General features: G+C 56.6%; 16 protein-coding genes. 9 read left to right on the forward strand and 7 right to left on the reverse strand.

From position 1 onward, the window contains the following. Window positions 1–279: 279 nt before the first annotated feature. The 4 genes from hemY to hemC form a co-directional block, all read right to left on the reverse strand. Window positions 280–1,476 carry a protoheme IX biogenesis protein HemY gene (hemY, locus tag DCH402_RS01135; protein ID WP_039999150.1) on the reverse strand — a complete coding sequence of 399 codons (1,197 nt, stop codon included), beginning with the start codon at window positions 1,474–1,476 and terminating at the stop codon, window positions 280–282. A 2-nt stretch (window positions 1,477–1,478) separates the two neighbouring features. Continuing rightward, complete coding sequence (gene hemX, locus DCH402_RS01140) at window positions 1,479–2,612, reverse strand: uroporphyrinogen-III C-methyltransferase (protein ID WP_039999152.1); 1,134 nt, start codon at window positions 2,610–2,612, stop codon at window positions 1,479–1,481. A gap of 88 nt (window positions 2,613–2,700) precedes the next feature. Further along, the gene (gene hemD / locus DCH402_RS01145) at window positions 2,701–3,441 is read right to left on the reverse strand and encodes a uroporphyrinogen-III synthase (protein WP_039999154.1); all 741 of its coding nucleotides are present in this window, start codon (window positions 3,439–3,441) and stop codon (window positions 2,701–2,703) included. Next, the gene (hemC, locus tag DCH402_RS01150) at window positions 3,438–4,376 is read right to left on the reverse strand and encodes a hydroxymethylbilane synthase (RefSeq protein ID WP_027710655.1); all 939 of its coding nucleotides are present in this window, start codon (window positions 4,374–4,376) and stop codon (window positions 3,438–3,440) included. The genes hemD and hemC overlap by 4 nt, the downstream gene beginning before the upstream one ends. A 328-nt stretch (window positions 4,377–4,704) precedes the next feature. Between hemC and DCH402_RS01155 the strand changes: the two genes are divergently transcribed. Further along, window positions 4,705–7,263: a class I adenylate cyclase gene (locus DCH402_RS01155; protein WP_039999155.1), complete on the forward strand. Its 2,559-nt coding sequence runs from the start codon at window positions 4,705–4,707 to the stop codon at window positions 7,261–7,263. Between the two features lie 59 nt (window positions 7,264–7,322). Here DCH402_RS01155 and cyaY read toward each other — a convergent pair whose 3' ends face one another. Continuing rightward, complete coding sequence (gene cyaY / locus DCH402_RS01160) at window positions 7,323–7,643, reverse strand: iron donor protein CyaY (RefSeq protein ID WP_039999156.1); 321 nt, start codon at window positions 7,641–7,643, stop codon at window positions 7,323–7,325. Window positions 7,644–7,720: 77 nt separating this feature from the next. On the opposite strand from cyaY, the gene lptM reads away from it, so the two are divergent. The 8 genes from lptM (at window position 7,721) to DCH402_RS01200 (ending at window position 15,936) form a co-directional block, all read left to right on the forward strand. Then, complete coding sequence (lptM, locus tag DCH402_RS01165; protein WP_193745562.1) at window positions 7,721–7,885, forward strand: LPS translocon maturation chaperone LptM; 165 nt, start codon at window positions 7,721–7,723, stop codon at window positions 7,883–7,885. An 89-nt stretch (window positions 7,886–7,974) separates the two neighbouring features. After that, window positions 7,975–8,799 carry a diaminopimelate epimerase gene (gene dapF, locus DCH402_RS01170; RefSeq protein ID WP_039999157.1) on the forward strand — a complete coding sequence of 275 codons (825 nt, stop codon included), beginning with the start codon at window positions 7,975–7,977 and terminating at the stop codon, window positions 8,797–8,799. Further along, window positions 8,796–9,497 (forward strand): DUF484 domain-containing protein, encoded by a 702-nt coding sequence (locus DCH402_RS01175; RefSeq protein ID WP_039999158.1) that lies wholly within the window; start codon window positions 8,796–8,798, stop codon window positions 9,495–9,497. The genes dapF and DCH402_RS01175 overlap by 4 nt, the downstream gene beginning before the upstream one ends. After that, complete coding sequence (gene xerC, locus DCH402_RS01180) at window positions 9,494–10,402, forward strand: tyrosine recombinase XerC (RefSeq protein WP_039999159.1); 909 nt, start codon at window positions 9,494–9,496, stop codon at window positions 10,400–10,402. Before DCH402_RS01175 ends, xerC begins: the two co-directional genes overlap by 4 nt. Continuing rightward, a complete protein-coding gene (gene yigB, locus DCH402_RS01185; protein ID WP_039999160.1) occupies window positions 10,402–11,118 on the forward strand; it encodes a 5-amino-6-(5-phospho-D-ribitylamino)uracil phosphatase YigB in 717 nt (238 codons plus the stop codon). The genes xerC and yigB overlap by 1 nt, the downstream gene beginning before the upstream one ends. A gap of 86 nt (window positions 11,119–11,204) precedes the next feature. After that, window positions 11,205–13,367, forward strand: coding sequence for a DNA helicase II (gene uvrD / locus DCH402_RS01190; RefSeq protein WP_039999161.1), 2,163 nt, complete (start codon window positions 11,205–11,207; stop codon window positions 13,365–13,367). Between the two features lie 383 nt (window positions 13,368–13,750). Beyond that, window positions 13,751–14,701, forward strand: a complete 951-nt coding sequence (corA, locus tag DCH402_RS01195; protein ID WP_039999162.1) for a magnesium/cobalt transporter CorA — start codon at window positions 13,751–13,753, stop codon at window positions 14,699–14,701. A gap of 176 nt (window positions 14,702–14,877) precedes the next feature. Further along, window positions 14,878–15,936, forward strand: a complete 1,059-nt coding sequence (locus DCH402_RS01200; RefSeq protein WP_039999163.1) for an AbrB family transcriptional regulator — start codon at window positions 14,878–14,880, stop codon at window positions 15,934–15,936. On the opposite strand, the gene rarD is transcribed toward DCH402_RS01200, so the two are convergent. Together rarD and DCH402_RS01210 are read right to left on the reverse strand one after the other, a co-directional pair. After that, entirely contained in the window at window positions 15,895–16,815 is a 921-nt protein-coding gene (gene rarD / locus DCH402_RS01205; RefSeq protein WP_039999164.1) for an EamA family transporter RarD, read from the reverse strand. The two genes, DCH402_RS01200 and rarD, sit on opposite strands and share 42 nt — an antisense overlap. Before the next feature lie 101 nt (window positions 16,816–16,916). Next, window positions 16,917–17,387 carry a thioesterase family protein gene (locus DCH402_RS01210; RefSeq protein ID WP_012767974.1) on the reverse strand — a complete coding sequence of 157 codons (471 nt, stop codon included), beginning with the start codon at window positions 17,385–17,387 and terminating at the stop codon, window positions 16,917–16,919. Window positions 17,388–17,459 lie beyond the last annotated feature (72 nt).

The following is a 17,459-nucleotide window of genomic DNA, read 5'->3' on the forward strand; positions in this document are numbered from 1 at the left end:
ATGCTCATTCCACCTTCTATGTTTGCTTCGGCTTCATAAACCTGGGAATGACGCAGAGCCATTTACGGTGCCTGGCGTTCGGTTATTGATGAAGTGTTGTTTCATTGCGGTTGGACGCAACGTTGAGTGGGGCACCTTAAAGTTGTCTTTCAGACCTGAACTTTATTACACGCTTGTCGCTGGTCGGCAAGCGTTTTTTTTCGCCATTATTTAGTGAAATCATGGTGTTATCTGAGAAATGAAAGTGAGAACCGGCGCGATGGCGCCGGTTTGGGTCGATCAGGCGTCGTGGGATGTCTGTAGCGTCAACAACAAGCCGTCACGCCGCATGCGGGCGGCGTCTTCGGGGCGCTTTAGCCGGTCGAAGGCATCAGCGCACCAGGCGTAGTCATAGGCATCCGGCCGTAGCGCCAGCGCGGCGGAGAATGCATCGCTGGCTTGTTGCCACTCTCCATGTTTCATCAGCAATTGCCCCAGCGTACTGTGTAACAGCGCATCGTTATGGTGCTGCTTCAGGCGTTGGCGCAACAGTTTTTCCAGCGGTTCAGGCTGGCCGGCATTCAGCCGGGGAATCAACTGTACCAGCCGATGGTCAAACTGCTGCTTTAGCCCATCGACAATGATGTCTTGCGCCGTCGTGTGGTCATCACACACGATCAGCCGCTCGGCCATCGCCACCTGCATCGGTAGCGCCTGACGCGCTTTGCGCGGTTGGTTTTTCCACCATTGCTTCAGCCCTTCGCTGCCGCCTTCCGACATCGCTTGATCCATCAGGCCGATAGTGGCTCGCTGCTGCAGTTCGTCCAGATACGGCTCATCATGCAAGCGGGTTTTACGCATCGCCGGCAGAATATCCAGCAACGCGCTGTAGGCGTGGGTGCGCAGAAACGACTGTTCCGCCAGACGCAGCACCTCCGGGTGGCGCGGTGCCACTTCCAGCAAACGATCTATGCCGTGGCGGGCAGCATGATCTTCGTTACGTGCCAGTTGGATGCGTACGCGGGTGATATCCACCGGTAACTGGTTGCTGTCGGCGATTTCCGCCGCCCGTTCCAGATATTGCCGGGTACGGAATTCGTCGCCGCGTTGCTGGGCCGCTTCCGCCGCCAGCAGATAGTTCACGACCGGCTGCTCGGCATGATCGGCATTGCGGGTCAGCAATTTTTCTACCTGCAGATAGTCGCCTTCGGTCAGTTTCAACAATGCGGCTTTAGTCTGTTGACGCGCCCTGGTGCGTTTACGTCCGATGAACCAGCCGCGAGTACGTACACCGGTACGCAGTACCCGGCGCACTACCCATTCCACCGCCAGAAAAGCCAGCATGAACAGTACCAGCATGATCACTAACCCGGTGACGCTGGTTTCAATGTTGTAACTGTCGGTTTGGATCAACACGTAACCCTGATGACCGGCCAGCATGGGGCCCACGATAATACCGGCGATCAGTACCACAAATAACAGAAGTACCTTCAGCATACTCAGCCCTCCTGTGATGTGGCGGAGGCGGATGGCTGCGCCAACAGGTTGCGAACCCGGGTTTGCATCAGTTTATCCAGTAACGGCTGGCTTTGTAGTTCGCTCGGCACATCCATCGCCACCGATTGTTGGCTCAATGTATCTAATTGATCCAAAAACGCTTTGGTGGTTGGATCGCTTTCGTCAAAGTAGGCGCGTACCCAGGTTGCGGCGGTTTCCAACGACTGGCGGTAGGTCTCGTTTTGATGGCGCGGCACCGCTTGTGCCGCGACCAACAAGCGAGAGCGGATGTTTTCACGTAGATAGACATCCTGATTCGGCGCCAGCAGCGGTTCGGCGCTGTCGTCACGGCGATGAATAGTGATGAAATCCGACAGGAAATTGTGCCAGCTCTTGCTCAGATTTTGCCGCCACTCGCTCAGCGAAGCCGATAATGTAGAGTCGCTTTCTTCCATCGGCGCTTCATCGGCGTCGGTATCGGCCAGCCGCAGATTGTCTACCTGATCAGCCAGTTGATTCACTTTGAGAATGATGCCGTCGAAGTCAACCTGGCTGACGCCCGCCAACATACCGATGTCGTGGGTGATGGCTCGTCGTACGTCGAGGAGGCTCGGGTCATTCATGTCGGCCAGACTGGCGTCGGCGCTTTTGAGCAAGGCACCGGCGGTGGTGACGTCTTTGTCACTCCATAATTTTCGACCTGCCTGTTTCACCAGAAAATCAGCTTGCGCCAGCAACCAGGTTTTTGAGTCGTTGTTGGCGAGGGTCGCCAGTTTTTCCTGCATTTCCCCGGCCTGCCGAGTCAAGGCGGCCAGACGTTGCCCGTCGGCACTCAAGGTTTTAGCCTGCTGATCCAGCGTTTGCTGCCATTGCTGTTGCGCTTGTGATTGTTGTTTTTGCAATGCCGCGAGCTGTTCCTGTAATTGGTTTAGCACGGCATTCTGGCGGGCCATTTGCTGGTGGGCGTAATAATACACGCCGCCGCTCAGCGCCAGCGAAACCACGATAGCGATGGCGCCCACGACCAGACCGTGTCGCGGCGCCCTGGAAACAGGCGGCTGTTTTTGCGGTGAGGAGGATTCAGCCCGTTCAACCACCTCTTCGGGAGGCGTTGAGGAGGTAATGTGTTCCGTCATATGAGTACATCCTATGATCAGGGTAATGGTAAGTAATCCAGGGTCTGATTTAGTCGCATAACGAAGCCGCGTAACCGCATGAGCGACATCACTGTAGCGCGCGCATCAGCGCATCGTTGTCCGCGTTATCGGCGATCAGAACATCGCGCCAGCCTAACTCGCGGGCCACGCCGGCCAGGCGTTCGCTAACCACCACGACCCGACAACCCGTCAGCCAGGTCGTGCGATAATAATCAGGCACCAAAGTATAAAACTGTTGCAGCATTTCTCCGCTGGTGATTACCAGCGTATCGATACCGAGGCGTTGCCAGCGCTGGCATTGTTCCGCGCCGTCGTAGACCACCGGGTTACGCTGATAACATTCGCAGTAGCGCACCTGCGCGCCGCGTTGCTGCAAGGTTTCGCCGAGCAGTTCCCGCCCGCCATTACCGCGCAGCAGCAACGCCTGCTTACCCGTTACCTGTTGTAACTCCTGGGACTGCAATAATGTTTCGCTGGTCGCGCGTTCCGGCGGGTAGTGTACCGGCAAACCGCTGACGGTATGCAAAGCCAGCCCGGTAGAGCGCCCTACCGCAAAGTAGGTGAGTGACTCCGGCCAGCGCATTCCAGCGCGAGACAGCGCCGGATCGGCATATTCCACGACTTGTTGCGATAAGGCGAAGACTAAATCACCGGGGCGTAGCGCCTGTAACATGGCAGGCAATTGCGCCAATTCGTCGCCCGGAGAAAATTCGATTAACGGACTGTGGTAGGCCGGCAGGCCTGCCATTCTGAGACGGGCTACCAGCTGCTCACCCGCAGGAGAGGGACGGGTAACCAGAATCGTCATGACGAGGCTCCTCCGTAAACCGATTGCAGAATATCACGCGCGCCGCGTTCGAGTAGTTCGTCCGCCAGGGCGATGCCAAGTGTTTCTGCATCCTGACGCGAGCCGCGGCGTTCGGCATAAATAATGCGGCTGCCATCCGGTGCGCCCACCAACGCCCGCAGATATAACGTCTCATCCTGCAGTTCGGCGTAACTGCCGATAGGAACCTGGCAACCGCCTTCGAGCCGGGTATTCATCGCCCGCTCGGCCAGCACCCGCGTTGCGGTATCTTCATGATTGAGCGGTGCCAGTAGTGCGCGGGTACGAGCATCATCCAGCCGGCACTCCACGCCAACCGCGCCCTGACCGACCGCCGGCAGCGATTGTTCCGGGCTGAGCGCGGTACGGATACGATGTGCCAGACCGAGGCGTTTTAGCCCCGCAACCGCCAGAATAATTGCATCGTAGTCGCCGTTATCCAGTTTGGATAAGCGGGTACCGACGTTACCGCGCAGATCGCGCACGACCAGGTCCGGCCGGTAGGCGCGCAACTGGCATTGGCGACGCAAGCTGGAGGTCCCTACGCAAGCGCCTTCGGGCAGATCGTCAAGCGTAGCGTAGTGGTTGGAGACAAAGGCGTCGCGCGGATCGTCACGCTCACAGATGGTGACCAGCCCCAGCCCCTCAGGAAATTCGACCGGTACATCTTTCATGGAATGCACTGCGATATCGGCCCGGTTTTCCAGTAGCGCCAGCTCTAATTCTTTGACGAACAATCCTTTTCCACCGACTTTGGCCAGCGGTGTATCCAGCAATACATCGCCACGGGTGACCATTGGCACCAGTTCGACTTGTAAACCGGGGTGGCAGTCTTCCAGACGCTGCTTCACAAAGTGAGCCTGCCATAATGCCAGCGGGCTCTGTCGGGTGGCGATTCTTAGAATAGTGTCTACCATGCTTGATACCGTATTGATCCTTTTTTTCCATCGTACCATTGAAGGCGAGCCGGTGTCAGTTGCCCGGCCGTGGTGGTGATGGGCGCGTGAGACGACAAAACCTTGTGCAGGGATAGCCGGAAGTCGCAAAAGCGGCGATAATATGTTCAATGCTGAAGCATCAATAAACAAATCCGACTTTCTTTAGTTTCTTTACGCCCTTTCGGCAAGGTGTTAAATTGATCACGTTTCCAGCAATAAACTGCTCGCCATTCTTCCAATATCTATCTTGGGCAGGCTGGAAAACAACGGTTTCTTTATAGGCACTGGGATAAGCAGGCGAAACGTCTTGTACTTCTACATCGAGACACTGAAGCAAAGGCTGGATGCGATCAACCAATTGCGTGTGGATCGTGCTCTGGAAGCAATGAAACCCGCTTTTCAGCAGGTTTACAGTCTTTTGCCAGTTTTATTACATCATCATCATCCGCTGATGCCTGGCTATCTGGAAGGCAAGGTTCCGCACGGCATTTGTCTTTTCTCCGCGGATGAAAAACAGCAACACTACCTCGATAGCGTGGAATTGCGCTGGGGCGAGTTGTCTGTGCCGGATCGCAAAGGCGAATTGCCGATCACCGGCGTCTATTCCATGGGCAGCACCTCGTCCATCGGTCAGAGTTGCAGTTCCGATCTCGACATTTGGGTTTGCCACCAATCCTGGCTGGATAGCGAAGAGCGCCAGCGTCTACAGCAAAAATGCTCGCTGTTGGAAAAATGGGCGGCCGGCCAGGGCGTCGACGTCAGCTTTTTCCTGATGGATGAAAACCGCTTCCGCCATAACGAGAGCGGTAGCCTCGGTGGTGAAGATTGCGGTTCCACCCAGCATATCCTGTTGTTGGACGAGTTTTACCGCACCGCGGTGCGCATGGCAGGCAAGCGCATTTTATGGAATATGGTGCCGGTGGAAGAAGAAGAGCACTATGATGAATTCGTGCTTTCTCTGTACGCCCGCGGCGCATTGGCGCCGAATGAATGGCTGGATTTGGGCGGGCTGAGCGCGCTGTCGGCGGAAGAATACTTTGGCGCCAGCTTGTGGCAGTTGTATAAGAGCATTGACTCCCCTTATAAAGCGGTGTTGAAAACCCTGCTGCTGGAAGCCTACTCCTGGGAATATCCTAATACCCGGTTGTTGTCGAGCGAGATCAAAGCGCGTTTGCACAACGGCGAAATTGTCTCGTTCGGGTTGGATCCCTACTGCATGATGTTGGAGCGCGTCACCCAGTATCTGAATGCGATTAATGACCCGACCCGACTGGATCTGGTGCGGCGCTGTTTCTACCTCAAAGTCTGTGAAAAACTCTCCCGCGAGCGCGCGTGTACCGCCTGGCGTCGCCAGATCCTGACGCAGTTGGTACAGTCCTGGGGATGGAGCGACGAACGGCTGGTGATGCTGGATAACCGCGCCAACTGGAAAATCGGGCAGGTGCGCGAGGCGCACAACGAGCTGCTGGATGCGATGATGCAAAGCTATCGCAACCTGATCCGCTTTGCCCGCCGCAATAATCTGAGCGTTAGCGCCAGTCCACAGGATATCGGGGTACTGACCCGCAAACTGTATGCCGCCTTCGAGGCGTTGCCGGGCAAGGTGACGCTGGTGAACCCGCAGATTTCCCCCGACCTGTCGGAACCGAATCTGACCTTTATTTATGTGCCTGCGGGGCGCGCTAATCGTTCCGGCTGGTATCTGTACAATCAGGCGCCGTCGATGGACGCCATCATCAGTCATCAGCCGCTGGAATATAACCGCTATCTCAACAAGCTGGTGGCCTGGGCGTATTTTAATGGCCTGCTGACCTCTGCCACCCGCTTGCATATCAAAGGCCATGAGCTGTGCGATATCACCCGGTTGCAGGAACTGGTGTTGGATGTGTCCAGCCACTTCCCGCTGCGTGTAGCGGCACCCACGCCGAAAGCGTTGTACAGCCCGTGTGAGATTCGCCATCTGGCGATTATCGTTAATCTGGAGCATGACCCGACGGCGACATTCCGCAATCAGGTGGTGCATTTTGATTTCCGCCAGTTGGATGTCTTTAGCTTCGGCCAGCAACAGCAATGTCTGGTCGGCAGTATTGATTTGCTGTACCGCAATTCGTGGAATGAGGTGCGTACTCTGCATTTCAGCAGCGAGCAGGCGATGTTGGAAGCGCTGAAAACCATTCTTGGCAAAATGCATCAGGATGCCGCCTTGCCGGAGTCGCTGGAAGTGTTCTGTTATAGCCAGCATTTGCGCGGTTTGATCCGGACCCGTGTGCAGCAATTGGTGTCTGAATGCATTGAGTTGCGTCTGTCCAGTACCCGTCATGAGCCCGGCCGCTTTAAGGCAGTGAAGGTCGCGGGTGAGACCTGGGGATTGTTCTTCGAGCGTTTGAGCGTCTCGGCGCAGAAACTGGAAAATGCGGTGGAGTTCTACGGCGCGATTTCCAATAACAAGTTGCAAGGGCTGCCGGTTCAGGTGGAAACCAACCATATTCACCTGCCGCCGGTGGTGGATGGCGTCGCCAGTGAAGGTATTATCCAGTTCTTCTTTGAAGATCAGCCGGATAATCAGGGGTTCAATATCTATATTCTGGATGAGTCGAACCGGGTGGAAGTTTATCACCACTGCGAAGGCAGCAAAGAAGAGCTGGTGCGCGATGTCAGCCGCTTCTACTCCTCATCGCATGATCGCTTTACCTACGGTTCCAGCTTTATCAATTTCAACCTGCCGCAGTTCTATCAGATCGTTCAATTGGACGGCCGCACGCAGGTGATCCCGTTCCGCAGCAGCGCGCTGTCTCATCTGTGCGTCACCCCCTCGTCTGAGGACAAGACGAGTCTGGTATTGAACCAACGTTTGCAGATGCTCTGATTCAGGGCCGGAAATCCGGGATGCATGAAGTTGGGGCGCGCGGCGCGCCCCAATCTGTTTTAGTCGAAATGAATCTCTTCGCCACTTTGTTCCGAGCAAGCCTGCGCCAGCAGAGTCATGAAATCACTGCCGCTTCGGTCGCAAATCCAGCAGCCGTTCTGATAGTCGAAGTGGTAGCCGCCGCTTTTGGTCGCCAGCCAGACCTGATGCATCGGTTCCTGCCGATTGATTACGATCTTGCTGCCGTTTTCAAAACTCAGTGTCATCACGCCGCCGTTGGTTTCGTAGTCGATATCCGCATCGCCATCAAACTGGTCCAGCGTTTCTTCTATCTTTAGCATCAGCGCGTCGGCCAATTGATGAAACTCGCTATCGTTCATATTCGATTCCTATTGATTTTCATGATCCACCTGCGATTATAGAGAGCATAGGTATCCGAATGACAGGTTTTAACGAAATGAAAACTCTTTTTCGTCAGGGCGCACTGGCACTACTGGTGCTGTCGCTGGCTGGTTGTGGTTTAAAAGGTCCGCTCTATTTTCCGCCGGAGCAGCCGGTTCCGGCTAAAAAAACGCAGCAGCAAAACACCCAGGCTCCGCAAGCATCATCCGCACGGCAGTAAGCCGCCGTGATACATAGGATGACTGAGGGTAATCTCGCGGGCTGCGACAGAATCACTGGCGCGCCCGTTTAACGCAGCGGGGTCAGGAAATGCAGTTCTCTAAAATGCACGGTCTGGGCAATGATTTTATGGTTGTCGATGCTGTGACGCAGAATATCTATTTTTCACCGGAACTGATCCGCCGCTTGTCGGATCGGCATTGTGGGGTGGGGTTTGATCAACTGTTGATCGTCGAGCCGCCTTACGATCCCGAACTGGATTTTCACTACCGGATCTTCAATGCCGACGGCAGCGAAGTGGCGCAGTGTGGCAATGGCGCGCGCTGCTTTGCGCGTTTTGTCCGCCTGAAAGGGTTGACCAGCAAGCGTGAGATTAATGTCAGTACGCATAACGGCCGGATGGTGCTGTCGGTAACGGAAGATGAACTGGTGCGGGTCAATATGGGCGAGCCCAATTTTGAGCCTCAGCAGGTGCCGTTTCGCGCCGTGAAGCCGGAAAAAACCTATATTCTGCGTGCCGCTGAACGCACGGTATTGTGCGGCGTGGTGTCGATGGGTAACCCGCACTGCGTGCTTCAGGTGGAGAATGTCGATAGCGCGCCGGTGGAAGAATTAGGGCCGTTGCTGGAAAACCATGAGCGTTTTCCGGAGCGTGCCAACGTGGGGTTTATGCAGGTGGTCAATCCCCATCTTATCCGGCTGCGTGTGTTCGAACGTGGCGCGGGCGAAACGCAAGCCTGTGGCAGCGGCGCTTGCGCTGCGGTCGCGGTAGGGATCCAGCAAGGGTTGCTGGCGGCGGATGTCAAAGTGCAATTGCCGGGCGGCGAACTGGACATTCATTGGGACGGCCCCGGCCAGCCACTGTTTATGACCGGCCCGGCGACCCATGTTTATGATGGATTCATTCATCTATGAAAAATGTGGAAGAGCAGGCTGAACGTCAGGCGCTGACTGACGAACTGGTGTTGCAGCATCTGCGCCAGCACCCTGACTTTTTCATTCGCCATGCCCACCAGGTTGAGACTTTGCATATCCCTCATCCGGTGCGTGGCAGCGTGTCGCTGGTGGAGTGGCAGCTCGCCCGTCAGCGTAACCGCATTCAGTTTCTGGAAGAAGAAATCGCCCTGCTGATGGAGCAAGCGACCCGCAACGAAGCACTGTTCAGTCAACTGCTGCAGTTGCAAATGGCGCTTTCCACCGCCGATTCGTTGCAGGAACTGCTCGACAGGCTGCACCGTTGGGCACGTCAATTAGGGCTTGCGGGTGCGGCTATCCGCCTGTTTACCGACCGCTGGCGTATCGGTGCGCCTTCCGATTTCACCCATCTGTCGCTCAACCGGACGCTGTTCGAGCCGTTGCGCATTCAGCGACTGGGCGAACGACAGCATTATCTTGGCACGCTGAACGGCCCGGAGCTGTTGCTGCTGCTGCCTCAGGCGCGTCATGTCGGTTCGGTGGCGCTATCGCTGATGGGAAAACACGGCGATTTGGGGTTGTTGATTTTCAGCAGCCGCGATAGCCACCATTATCAGGACGGCATGGGCACTGAGCTGCTGCAACATCTGGCGACGGTCGTGCCGGTGTTGCTGGAGCGATGGATTGAATGCCTATGAACCCCGATTCCCCCCTGTCGGCGCCGGCCGAAGCCTTTCTGCGTTATCTGCGGGTTGAACGGCAACTGAGCCCACTGACGCAACGCAGCTACGCCCATCAGTTACAGGTTATTATCGAGATGCTGTCGGCATCCGGCATTGCTGAGTGGCAGGCGTTGGATGCGGCCGGCGTGCGGGCGGTGGTCGCGCGCAGCAAGCGCGATGGCCTGAACGCGGCCAGTCTGGCGCAACGTTTGTCTGCGTTACGCAGCTTTCTTGACTGGCTGGTCGGCCGTGGCGAGCTCAAGGCCAACCCTGCCCGCGGTGTACCCGCGCCGAAAGCCGGGCGGCATCTGCCCAAAAACATGGATGTGGATGAAATAGACCGCCTGCTGGATATCGATCTTAACGATCCGCTGGCGGTGCGTGACCGCGCCATGCTGGAGGTGATGTACGGCGCCGGGCTGCGTCTGGCGGAGCTGGTCGGGCTGGACTGCGGGCACATCAATCTGGCAAGCGGCGAAGTGTGGGTGATGGGGAAAGGCAGTAAAGAGCGCAGGTTGCCTGTCGGTGCGATGGCAGTGACCTGGCTGACGCATTGGCTGGCGATTCGCGAGATTTATGCGCCAGAGGATGATGCTGTGTTTATCTCCAGTCTTGGCAAGCGTATTTCAATGCGTAACGTGCAAAAGCGTTTTGCCGAATGGGGCGTCAAACAAGGCGTGAACAGCCACGTAAATCCGCATAAGTTGCGGCATTCGTTTGCTACGCACATGCTGGAGTCCAGCGGCGATTTGCGCGCCGTGCAGGAGTTGTTGGGTCATGCTAACCTCTCCACCACCCAGATCTATACCCATCTGGACTTTCAACATCTGGCATCGGTGTACGATGCCGCGCACCCACGCGCCAAACGAGGTAAATCCTGATGTATTTTTATCGCCCGCTTGGCCGGATTGAGGCCATCACCTTCGATTTGGACGATACCCTGTACGACAACTGTGAGGTTATCCGGCGTACGGAGCAGGAGTCGTTGCGGTTCTTGCAGCACTACCATCCTGGTTTACAGACATTCACCAGCGAAGGCTTGCGGCAGTTACGGCAGGAGCTATTGGTGCAGGAGCCGGAGATTTATCACGATGTCACACACTGGCGCTGGCGCTCGGTACATCTGGCGATGACCCGGGTTGGTCTGTCTCCCAATGAAGCGGCGGCAGGCGCAGATGCGGTGATGGCGGAGTTTGCCCGCTGGCGCAGCGACATCATGGTGCCGCAGGAAACCCACGACACATTACGTGCATTAGGACAACGTTGGCCGCTGGTGGCGATCACCAACGGTAATGCCGATCCCCATGCTTGCGGTCTTGGCGATTATTTTCAGTTTATTCTGCGCGCCGGCCCGGATGGCCGCTCCAAACCGTCCCATGATATGTACCAGCTCGCCGCCGGGCGGCTGAATTTACCGTTGCACAACCTGCTGCATGTGGGGGATGATCTAACCACCGACGTGGCAGGAGCTATCCGCAGCGGCGTGCAATCCTGCTGGATTAACCTGCGTGACGGCAACCTGATGCAGATTCACGATTCCCGACTGCTGCCGCATGTGGAAATTTTCAGTTTGGCATCGCTAACCACATTGCTATAATCCTGCTACTTTTACTGTATATATGATCAGTGGAATTTGTCTCCGATCCGGAGGCTGGGTTCCCTTTTGACGGATAACCGACGCCTATGGACGTTTCTGACCTGCTCGACAGTCTGAATGATAAACAGCGTGACGCCGTGGCGGCGGCGCGCAGCAATATGCTGGTACTGGCTGGCGCAGGCAGTGGCAAAACCCGCGTTCTGGTGCACCGTATCGCCTGGTTGCTGACGGTGGAGAACTGCTCGCCTTATTCGATCATGGCGGTGACTTTTACCAACAAAGCGGCGGCGGAAATGCGCCACCGTATCGATCAGCTACTCGGCACCAGTCAGGGCGGGATGTGGATCGGCACCTTCCACGGGCTGGCGCATCGTTTGCTGCGTGCGCACCATCTGGATGCCGGTTTACCGCAGGATTTCCAGATTCTGGACAGCGAAGATCAACTGCGGTTGCTCAAGCGCCTGATTAAAGCACTGAATCTGGATGAGAAACAATGGCCGCCCCGTCAGGCGATGTGGTACATCAACGGCAAAAAAGACGAAGGATTGCGCCCGCAACATATCGACAGCTACGGCAACCCGGTGGAGCAGACCTGGTTGCGTATCTATCAGGCTTATCAGGAAGCCTGCGATCGCGCCGGGTTGGTGGATTTTGCCGAACTGCTGCTGCGCGCCCATGAGCTGTGGCTCAACAAACCGCATATTCTCCAGCATTATCGCGACCGCTTTAACAACATTCTGGTGGATGAGTTTCAGGATACCAACCGCATTCAGTATGCCTGGATTCGCCTGCTGGCCGGCGACAGCGCCAAAGTGATGATCGTCGGCGACGACGACCAGTCGATCTACGGCTGGCGCGGAGCGCAGGTGGAGAATATTCAGCATTTCCTGCGCGATTTCAATGACGTGACGACCATCCGTCTGGAGCAAAATTACCGTTCCACCGCCAATATTCTCAATGCCGCCAACGCGTTGATTGCCCACAACGGCGATCGACTGGGTAAAAACCTGTGGACCGACGGCATTGAGGGCGAGCCGATTTCGCTCTACTGCGCGTTTAACGAACTGGACGAAGCGCGGTTTGTGGTCAACCGCATCAAGGTGTGGCAGGAGGCGGGCGGGGCGCTCAGCGAATGCGCTATTTTGTATCGCAGCAACGCCCAGTCACGCGTACTGGAAGAGGCGTTGTTGCAGCAAAGTCTGCCGTACCGGATTTATGGCGGTATGCGCTTTTTCGAACGGCAGGAAATCAAGGACGCGCTGTCTTATCTGCGTTTGCTGACCAACCGCAACGACGATGCGGCCTTTGAGCGTGTGGTGAATACCCCGACGCGCGGCATCGGCGATCGCACCCTGGACGTGGTACGCCAGACGGCCCGCGACCGCCAGTTGACGTTATGGCAGGCGACGCGCGCGTTGTTGCAGGAAAAAGTATTGGCCGGGCGCGCCGCCGCGGCATTACAGCGCTTTCTGGAACTGGTGGATGCGCTCGCCAGCGATACCGCCGATTTACCGCTGCATGTGCAAACCGACCGGGTGATTCGTGATTCCGGGTTGTGGAGCATGTACGAGCAGGAGAAAGGTGAAAAGGGCCAGGCTCGGGTGGAAAACCTGGAGGAACTGGTGACGGCGACCCGCCAGTTCAGTTATCAGGATGAAGATCAGGATTTGCTGCCGTTGCAGGCGTTTTTGTCTCACGCCGCGCTGGAAGCCGGCGAAGGGCAGGCGGACGCCTATCAGGACGCGGTGCAACTGATGACGCTGCACTCCGCCAAAGGGCTGGAATTCCCGCAGGTGTTCGTCGTCGGTATGGAAGAGGGGATGTTCCCCAGCCAGATGTCGTTGGATGAAGGCGGCCGTCTGGAAGAGGAGCGTCGGCTGGCCTATGTCGGCGTGACGCGGGCGATGCAGAAACTGACACTGACTTACGCCGAAAGCCGCCGGTTATACGGTAAAGAGACTTACCACCGTCCGTCACGCTTCATCGGCGAACTGCCGGTCGAATGTGTGGAAGAGGTGCGGTTGCGCGCCAGCGTCTCGCGTCCGGTCAATCATCAGCGCCTGGGGACGCCAATCAGCCAGAGCGACACCGGGTATAAGCTGGGGCAACGGGTGCGCCACGCCAAGTTCGGCGAAGGTACCATCGTTAACGTGGAAGGCAGCGGCGAACACTGCCGTATTCAGGTGGCGTTTGTCGGTCAGGGTATCAAATGGCTGGTGGCGGCTTACGCCCGTCTGGAGGCGGTCTAGTCTGTGTCTGTCCTGCGAGGTATCGCCATGATGTATCGTTCCGCCGCCGCTCATCGGATGTGAGGGTTGGACACAGACTAATCATCTGTTTGTCTGTTGACAGCCTTTTTCATCTCGGCGTAACATGCGCCCATCATTATTCCCGGAGGACCCACGCCTTGGACACACCCAGTCGATACTGGCTCAATAACCTACTGATTAGGTATAACTTCTAAGGCTATCTTCCCTGCGCTGATAGCCTTTGAGGTGATCAGCGATATCGTTTTGTCGCATCGAGTCAGCACCGTCTCACGGCCTGAAACCTGATGGTGACGTTTCCTCACCCTGTTTCTGTGTTTCAATCGCGTTTTGTCCCTCTTTGTTACATTTTGGGAGCATGGCCTATGCTGAGCGCATTCAAACTCGATAACTGCCGTTTAACTCGCCTGGAACTGGATGAAAGCGACGATCTGACCACCTCATTATGGGTGGATTTGGTCGAGCCGGACGTCGAAGAGCGAGAATTCGTGCAGAATCAGCTGGGACAAAGCCTGGCGACCCGACCGGAACTGGAAGACATCGAGGCATCGGCCCGTTTTTTCGAAGATGAAGACGGGTTGCATATTCACTCATTTTTCTTTTTCGAAGACGCGGACGACCATGCCGGTAACTCTACAGTGGCGTTCACTATCCGCGATGGCCGTCTGTACACGTTGCGTGAGCGCGAACTACCGGCTTTCCGCCTCTATCGTATGCGCGCACGTGCTCAGACGCTGGTAGACGGCAACGCCTACGAACTGCTGCTCGACCTGTTTGAAACCAAGATTGAACAGCTGGCGGACGAAATCGAAAATATCTACAGCGATCTGGAGTCCCTGAGCCGGGTGATCATGGATGGCCGTCAGGGCGATGAGTATGACGATGCACTGTCGACGCTGGCGGAGCTGGAGGACGTGGGCTGGAAAGTGCGCTTGTGTCTGATGGATACCCAGCGTGCGCTCAACTTCCTGGTGCGTCGGGCCCGCTTGCCGAGCGGTCAACTGGAACAGGCGCGCGAGATCCTGCGCGATATCGAATCGCTGCTGCCGCATAACGAATCGCTGTTTCAGAAGGTTAACTTCCTGATGCAGGCGGCGATGGGGTTTATCAATATCGAGCAGAACCGCATCATCAAAATCTTCTCGGTGGTTTCGGTGGTATTCCTGCCGCCGACGCTGGTGGCATCCAGCTATGGTATGAACTTCGAATTCATGCCGGAACTGAAGTGGACGTACGGCTATCCTGGCGCGCTGGTGCTGATGTTGCTGGCCGGTCTGGCGCCGTATCTGTATTTCAAACGCCGTAACTGGCTGTAATACCGCCCTTTCTCTGACGGATGACTCGTTGATCATAAGGCTGACGAGTCTCTGACCGTCCTCTTCCCCCCGACAGTGTTTGACAACGGACAGATTTAGCATCGATAGATGTCCGCCTGACGGGCTTCCGGGGTAGAATTGCTTCTCTAGCTTTGATGTTGTAATAGGTGCTGTGCATGGAGAGGTTTCCCGCGTCGACACAATGGTTCATGCTGCTGGCGGTTTCGTTGGTATTGGGGTTTGGTTTGCAGATTTACCATGTGCCGGCAGCCCTGCTGCTGGGGCCGATGTTGGTAGGGGTGACCATGGGCCTGAATGGCGCGACTATTCGTATTCCCCGCCCGTTGTTTTACGCCAGTAACGCCGTGCTGGGTTGTCTGGTGGCGCAAAGTCTCTCCCTGTCTATTTTGACGCCGTTGGTGAAAGAGTGGCCGCTGGTTTTATTTATCTTGCTGTCGACGCTGGTTGCCAGCGGGTTATCCGGCTGGTTGCTGATGCGCTACAGCGAGCTGCCGGGTACTACCGGCACCTGGGGGGCTTCTCCCGGAGGGGCCTCCGCCATGGTGGCGATGGCGGGTGATTTCGGCGCCGATGTCCGGCTGGTGGCGTTCATGCAGTATTTGCGGGTGCTGATGGTGACCGCGGCGGCGGCGTTTGTCGCCCGCGCCAGTCTTGGGCAAGATGCGCAAGCCAACAGCGCCTTACTGGTCTGGTTCCCCGAGCTGGACTGGCGTTTCCCGGCCACGCTGGTCGTCGCGTTTAGCGGCGCGTGGATCGGTCGGCGGTTGCGTATTCCTTCCGGACAATTGCTGGGGCCGATGATCATCGGCGCTATGTTGCATTCAACCGGCACGCTGGCATTGCAAACGCCGGAGTGGTTGCTGGCGCTGGCCTATGCGTTGATTGGCTGGAGCGTTGGGCTGGCGTTTACCCGGCCGGTATTTTTGCTGGCGTTGCGCACCCTGCCGAAAATGATGATGTCGATCGTCACGTTGATGCTGCTGTGCGGCGGGATGGCGCTGATGCTAACGCATCTGCTCTCGGTGGATATACTGACGGCGTATCTGGCGACCAGCCCCGGCGGGCTGGACTCCATCGCGATTATCGCCGCCGGCAGCCGGGTAGATATCGCGTTCGTCATCGCCATGCAGACGATGCGCCTGTTCTCTACCCTGATTTTCAGCCCGATGTTGTCACGTTACATCTCGCGTCATGCTGTGGCCGGCACGGCGTAACCGTCGCTGCATATAGAGCGCGTCGAGCGTGAATACGCCGAGCGCCAGCCAGATGAAGGCAAAGGTGACCAGTCGGTCCGGCGTGATGGTTTCGCCGTAGACCAGCACCGCCAACAGGAAGGTGAGCGTCGGCGCCAGATACTGAAAGAAGCCCAATGTCGATAAGCGCAGGCGGACGGCCGCGGCGGTAAACAGCAGCAGCGGCACGGTGGTGACGATGCCGGCCGCTATCAGCAGCAGATTGAGCGATAACGGATTTTGGCTAAGGTGACTGGTCGGCGAATCGGCCAGCCATTCCAGATATACCAGCGCCGCAGGCAGCAACCACAGGGTTTCGAACAACATGCCGGTCTGGCCGTCGATGGCGATCTTTTTACGCAGCAAACCGTAAATGCCGAAGCTGAAGGCCAACGTGAGTGCAATCACCGGCAGTGAGCCGAGCGTCCACAACTGCACCAGTACGCCGCACACCGCCAGCAGCATCGCCAGCCATTGCGTCGGTCGAAAGCGTTCCCCAAGAAATAGCATCCCCAGCAGCACACTGACCAGCGGGTTAATGAAATAGCCCAGACTGGCTTCCAGCATATGGTTATGGTTGACCGCCCAGATATAAATCAGCCAGTTGCAGGCCACCAGGGTGGCGGTGATCGCCAGCAGCAATAACTGGCGCGGCCGCCGACAGGCGTTGCGCACCACGCCCCATTTACGGCACAGGCTCAGCAGCAACAACATAAAAAGAAACGACCAGATGATCCGGTGGCTGAGAATTTCATCAGCCGGCACCTGCCCAAGCTGTTTGAAATAGATTGGGGCAATCCCCCAGAGGATATAGGCACCGAGGGCGAACAAAACCCCCTGACGGTGTTGTGGCATACTCATTGATAAGGAACCAATAACCCGCAGATGAAAAATCCAGTGTACCGGACCACAACGCAGGTGTCTTGTTACGACACGCCGACTAACGCGTCGTTCAGATACGTTCAGCCAACGATGTAAGTGGCGATGGCGCTGGCGATATGCGACTGTTTCTCATTGTGTAATTCAGCGCGTGCCACGGCGATTTTATTGCCGCTGCGTAATAGCTGGCTGGTCAGAATAAAATGTTCGCCGCGGCCCGGCCGTAGATAATCCACCCGCAGATCGATGGTGCCCATACGCGATAGCCGGTGTTGTAATTCCTGTTCGCTCAGCGTGGTGTGACGCAGCAGCGCACTGCCCACACATACCAGCCCTGCCGCCACATCCAGACCAGCGGCGATCACCCCGCCGTGCAGAATCTGTTGCAATGCGTTCCCAACCAGTTTGTGTTGGTGGCGGAAATGCAGCGTGACTGCATCCGGCGAGAATGTCTCCAGTGTGAGCCCCAGTTCCTGATTAAACGGCATCTGATAAATGAAAATATCGCTGACACGCTGACGTACCGTGTCCTGAGTGAGCGGTGTAGTAAGCATGTGTAAGTCCTTAATCACGCCGGTCGGGTGAGGTGGTTAATTTATATGTTTTTTTAGGTTAATGAATTGTTA

The organism is Dickeya chrysanthemi NCPPB 402 (genome assembly GCF_000406105.1).
In the GTDB taxonomy this organism is placed as follows: domain Bacteria; phylum Pseudomonadota; class Gammaproteobacteria; order Enterobacterales; family Enterobacteriaceae; genus Dickeya; species Dickeya chrysanthemi.

Bases quoted from the DNA above. Each gene is read 5' to 3' on its own strand.
- hemY (WP_039999150.1), bottom strand. From the start codon at position 1,476: ATGCTGAAGGTACTTCTGTTATTTGTGGTACTGATCGCCGGTATTATC.
- hemX (WP_039999152.1), bottom strand. From the start codon at position 2,612: ATGACGGAACACATTACCTCCTCAACGCCTCCCGAAGAGGTGGTTGAA.
- hemD (WP_039999154.1), bottom strand. From the start codon at position 3,441: ATGACGATTCTGGTTACCCGTCCCTCTCCTGCGGGTGAGCAGCTGGTA.
- hemC (WP_027710655.1), bottom strand. From the start codon at position 4,376: ATGGTAGACACTATTCTAAGAATCGCCACCCGACAGAGCCCGCTGGCA.
- cyaY (WP_039999156.1), bottom strand. From the start codon at position 7,643: ATGAACGATAGCGAGTTTCATCAATTGGCCGACGCGCTGATGCTAAAG.
- lptM (WP_193745562.1), top strand. From the start codon at position 7,721: ATGAAAACTCTTTTTCGTCAGGGCGCACTGGCACTACTGGTGCTGTCG.
- dapF (WP_039999157.1), top strand. From the start codon at position 7,975: ATGCAGTTCTCTAAAATGCACGGTCTGGGCAATGATTTTATGGTTGTC.
- DCH402_RS01175 (WP_039999158.1), top strand. From the start codon at position 8,796: ATGAAAAATGTGGAAGAGCAGGCTGAACGTCAGGCGCTGACTGACGAA.
- xerC (WP_039999159.1), top strand. From the start codon at position 9,494: ATGAACCCCGATTCCCCCCTGTCGGCGCCGGCCGAAGCCTTTCTGCGT.
- yigB (WP_039999160.1), top strand. From the start codon at position 10,402: ATGTATTTTTATCGCCCGCTTGGCCGGATTGAGGCCATCACCTTCGAT.
- uvrD (WP_039999161.1), top strand. From the start codon at position 11,205: ATGGACGTTTCTGACCTGCTCGACAGTCTGAATGATAAACAGCGTGAC.
- corA (WP_039999162.1), top strand. From the start codon at position 13,751: ATGCTGAGCGCATTCAAACTCGATAACTGCCGTTTAACTCGCCTGGAA.
- DCH402_RS01200 (WP_039999163.1), top strand. From the start codon at position 14,878: ATGGAGAGGTTTCCCGCGTCGACACAATGGTTCATGCTGCTGGCGGTT.
- rarD (WP_039999164.1), bottom strand. From the start codon at position 16,815: ATGAGTATGCCACAACACCGTCAGGGGGTTTTGTTCGCCCTCGGTGCC.
- DCH402_RS01210 (WP_012767974.1), bottom strand. From the start codon at position 17,387: ATGCTTACTACACCGCTCACTCAGGACACGGTACGTCAGCGTGTCAGC.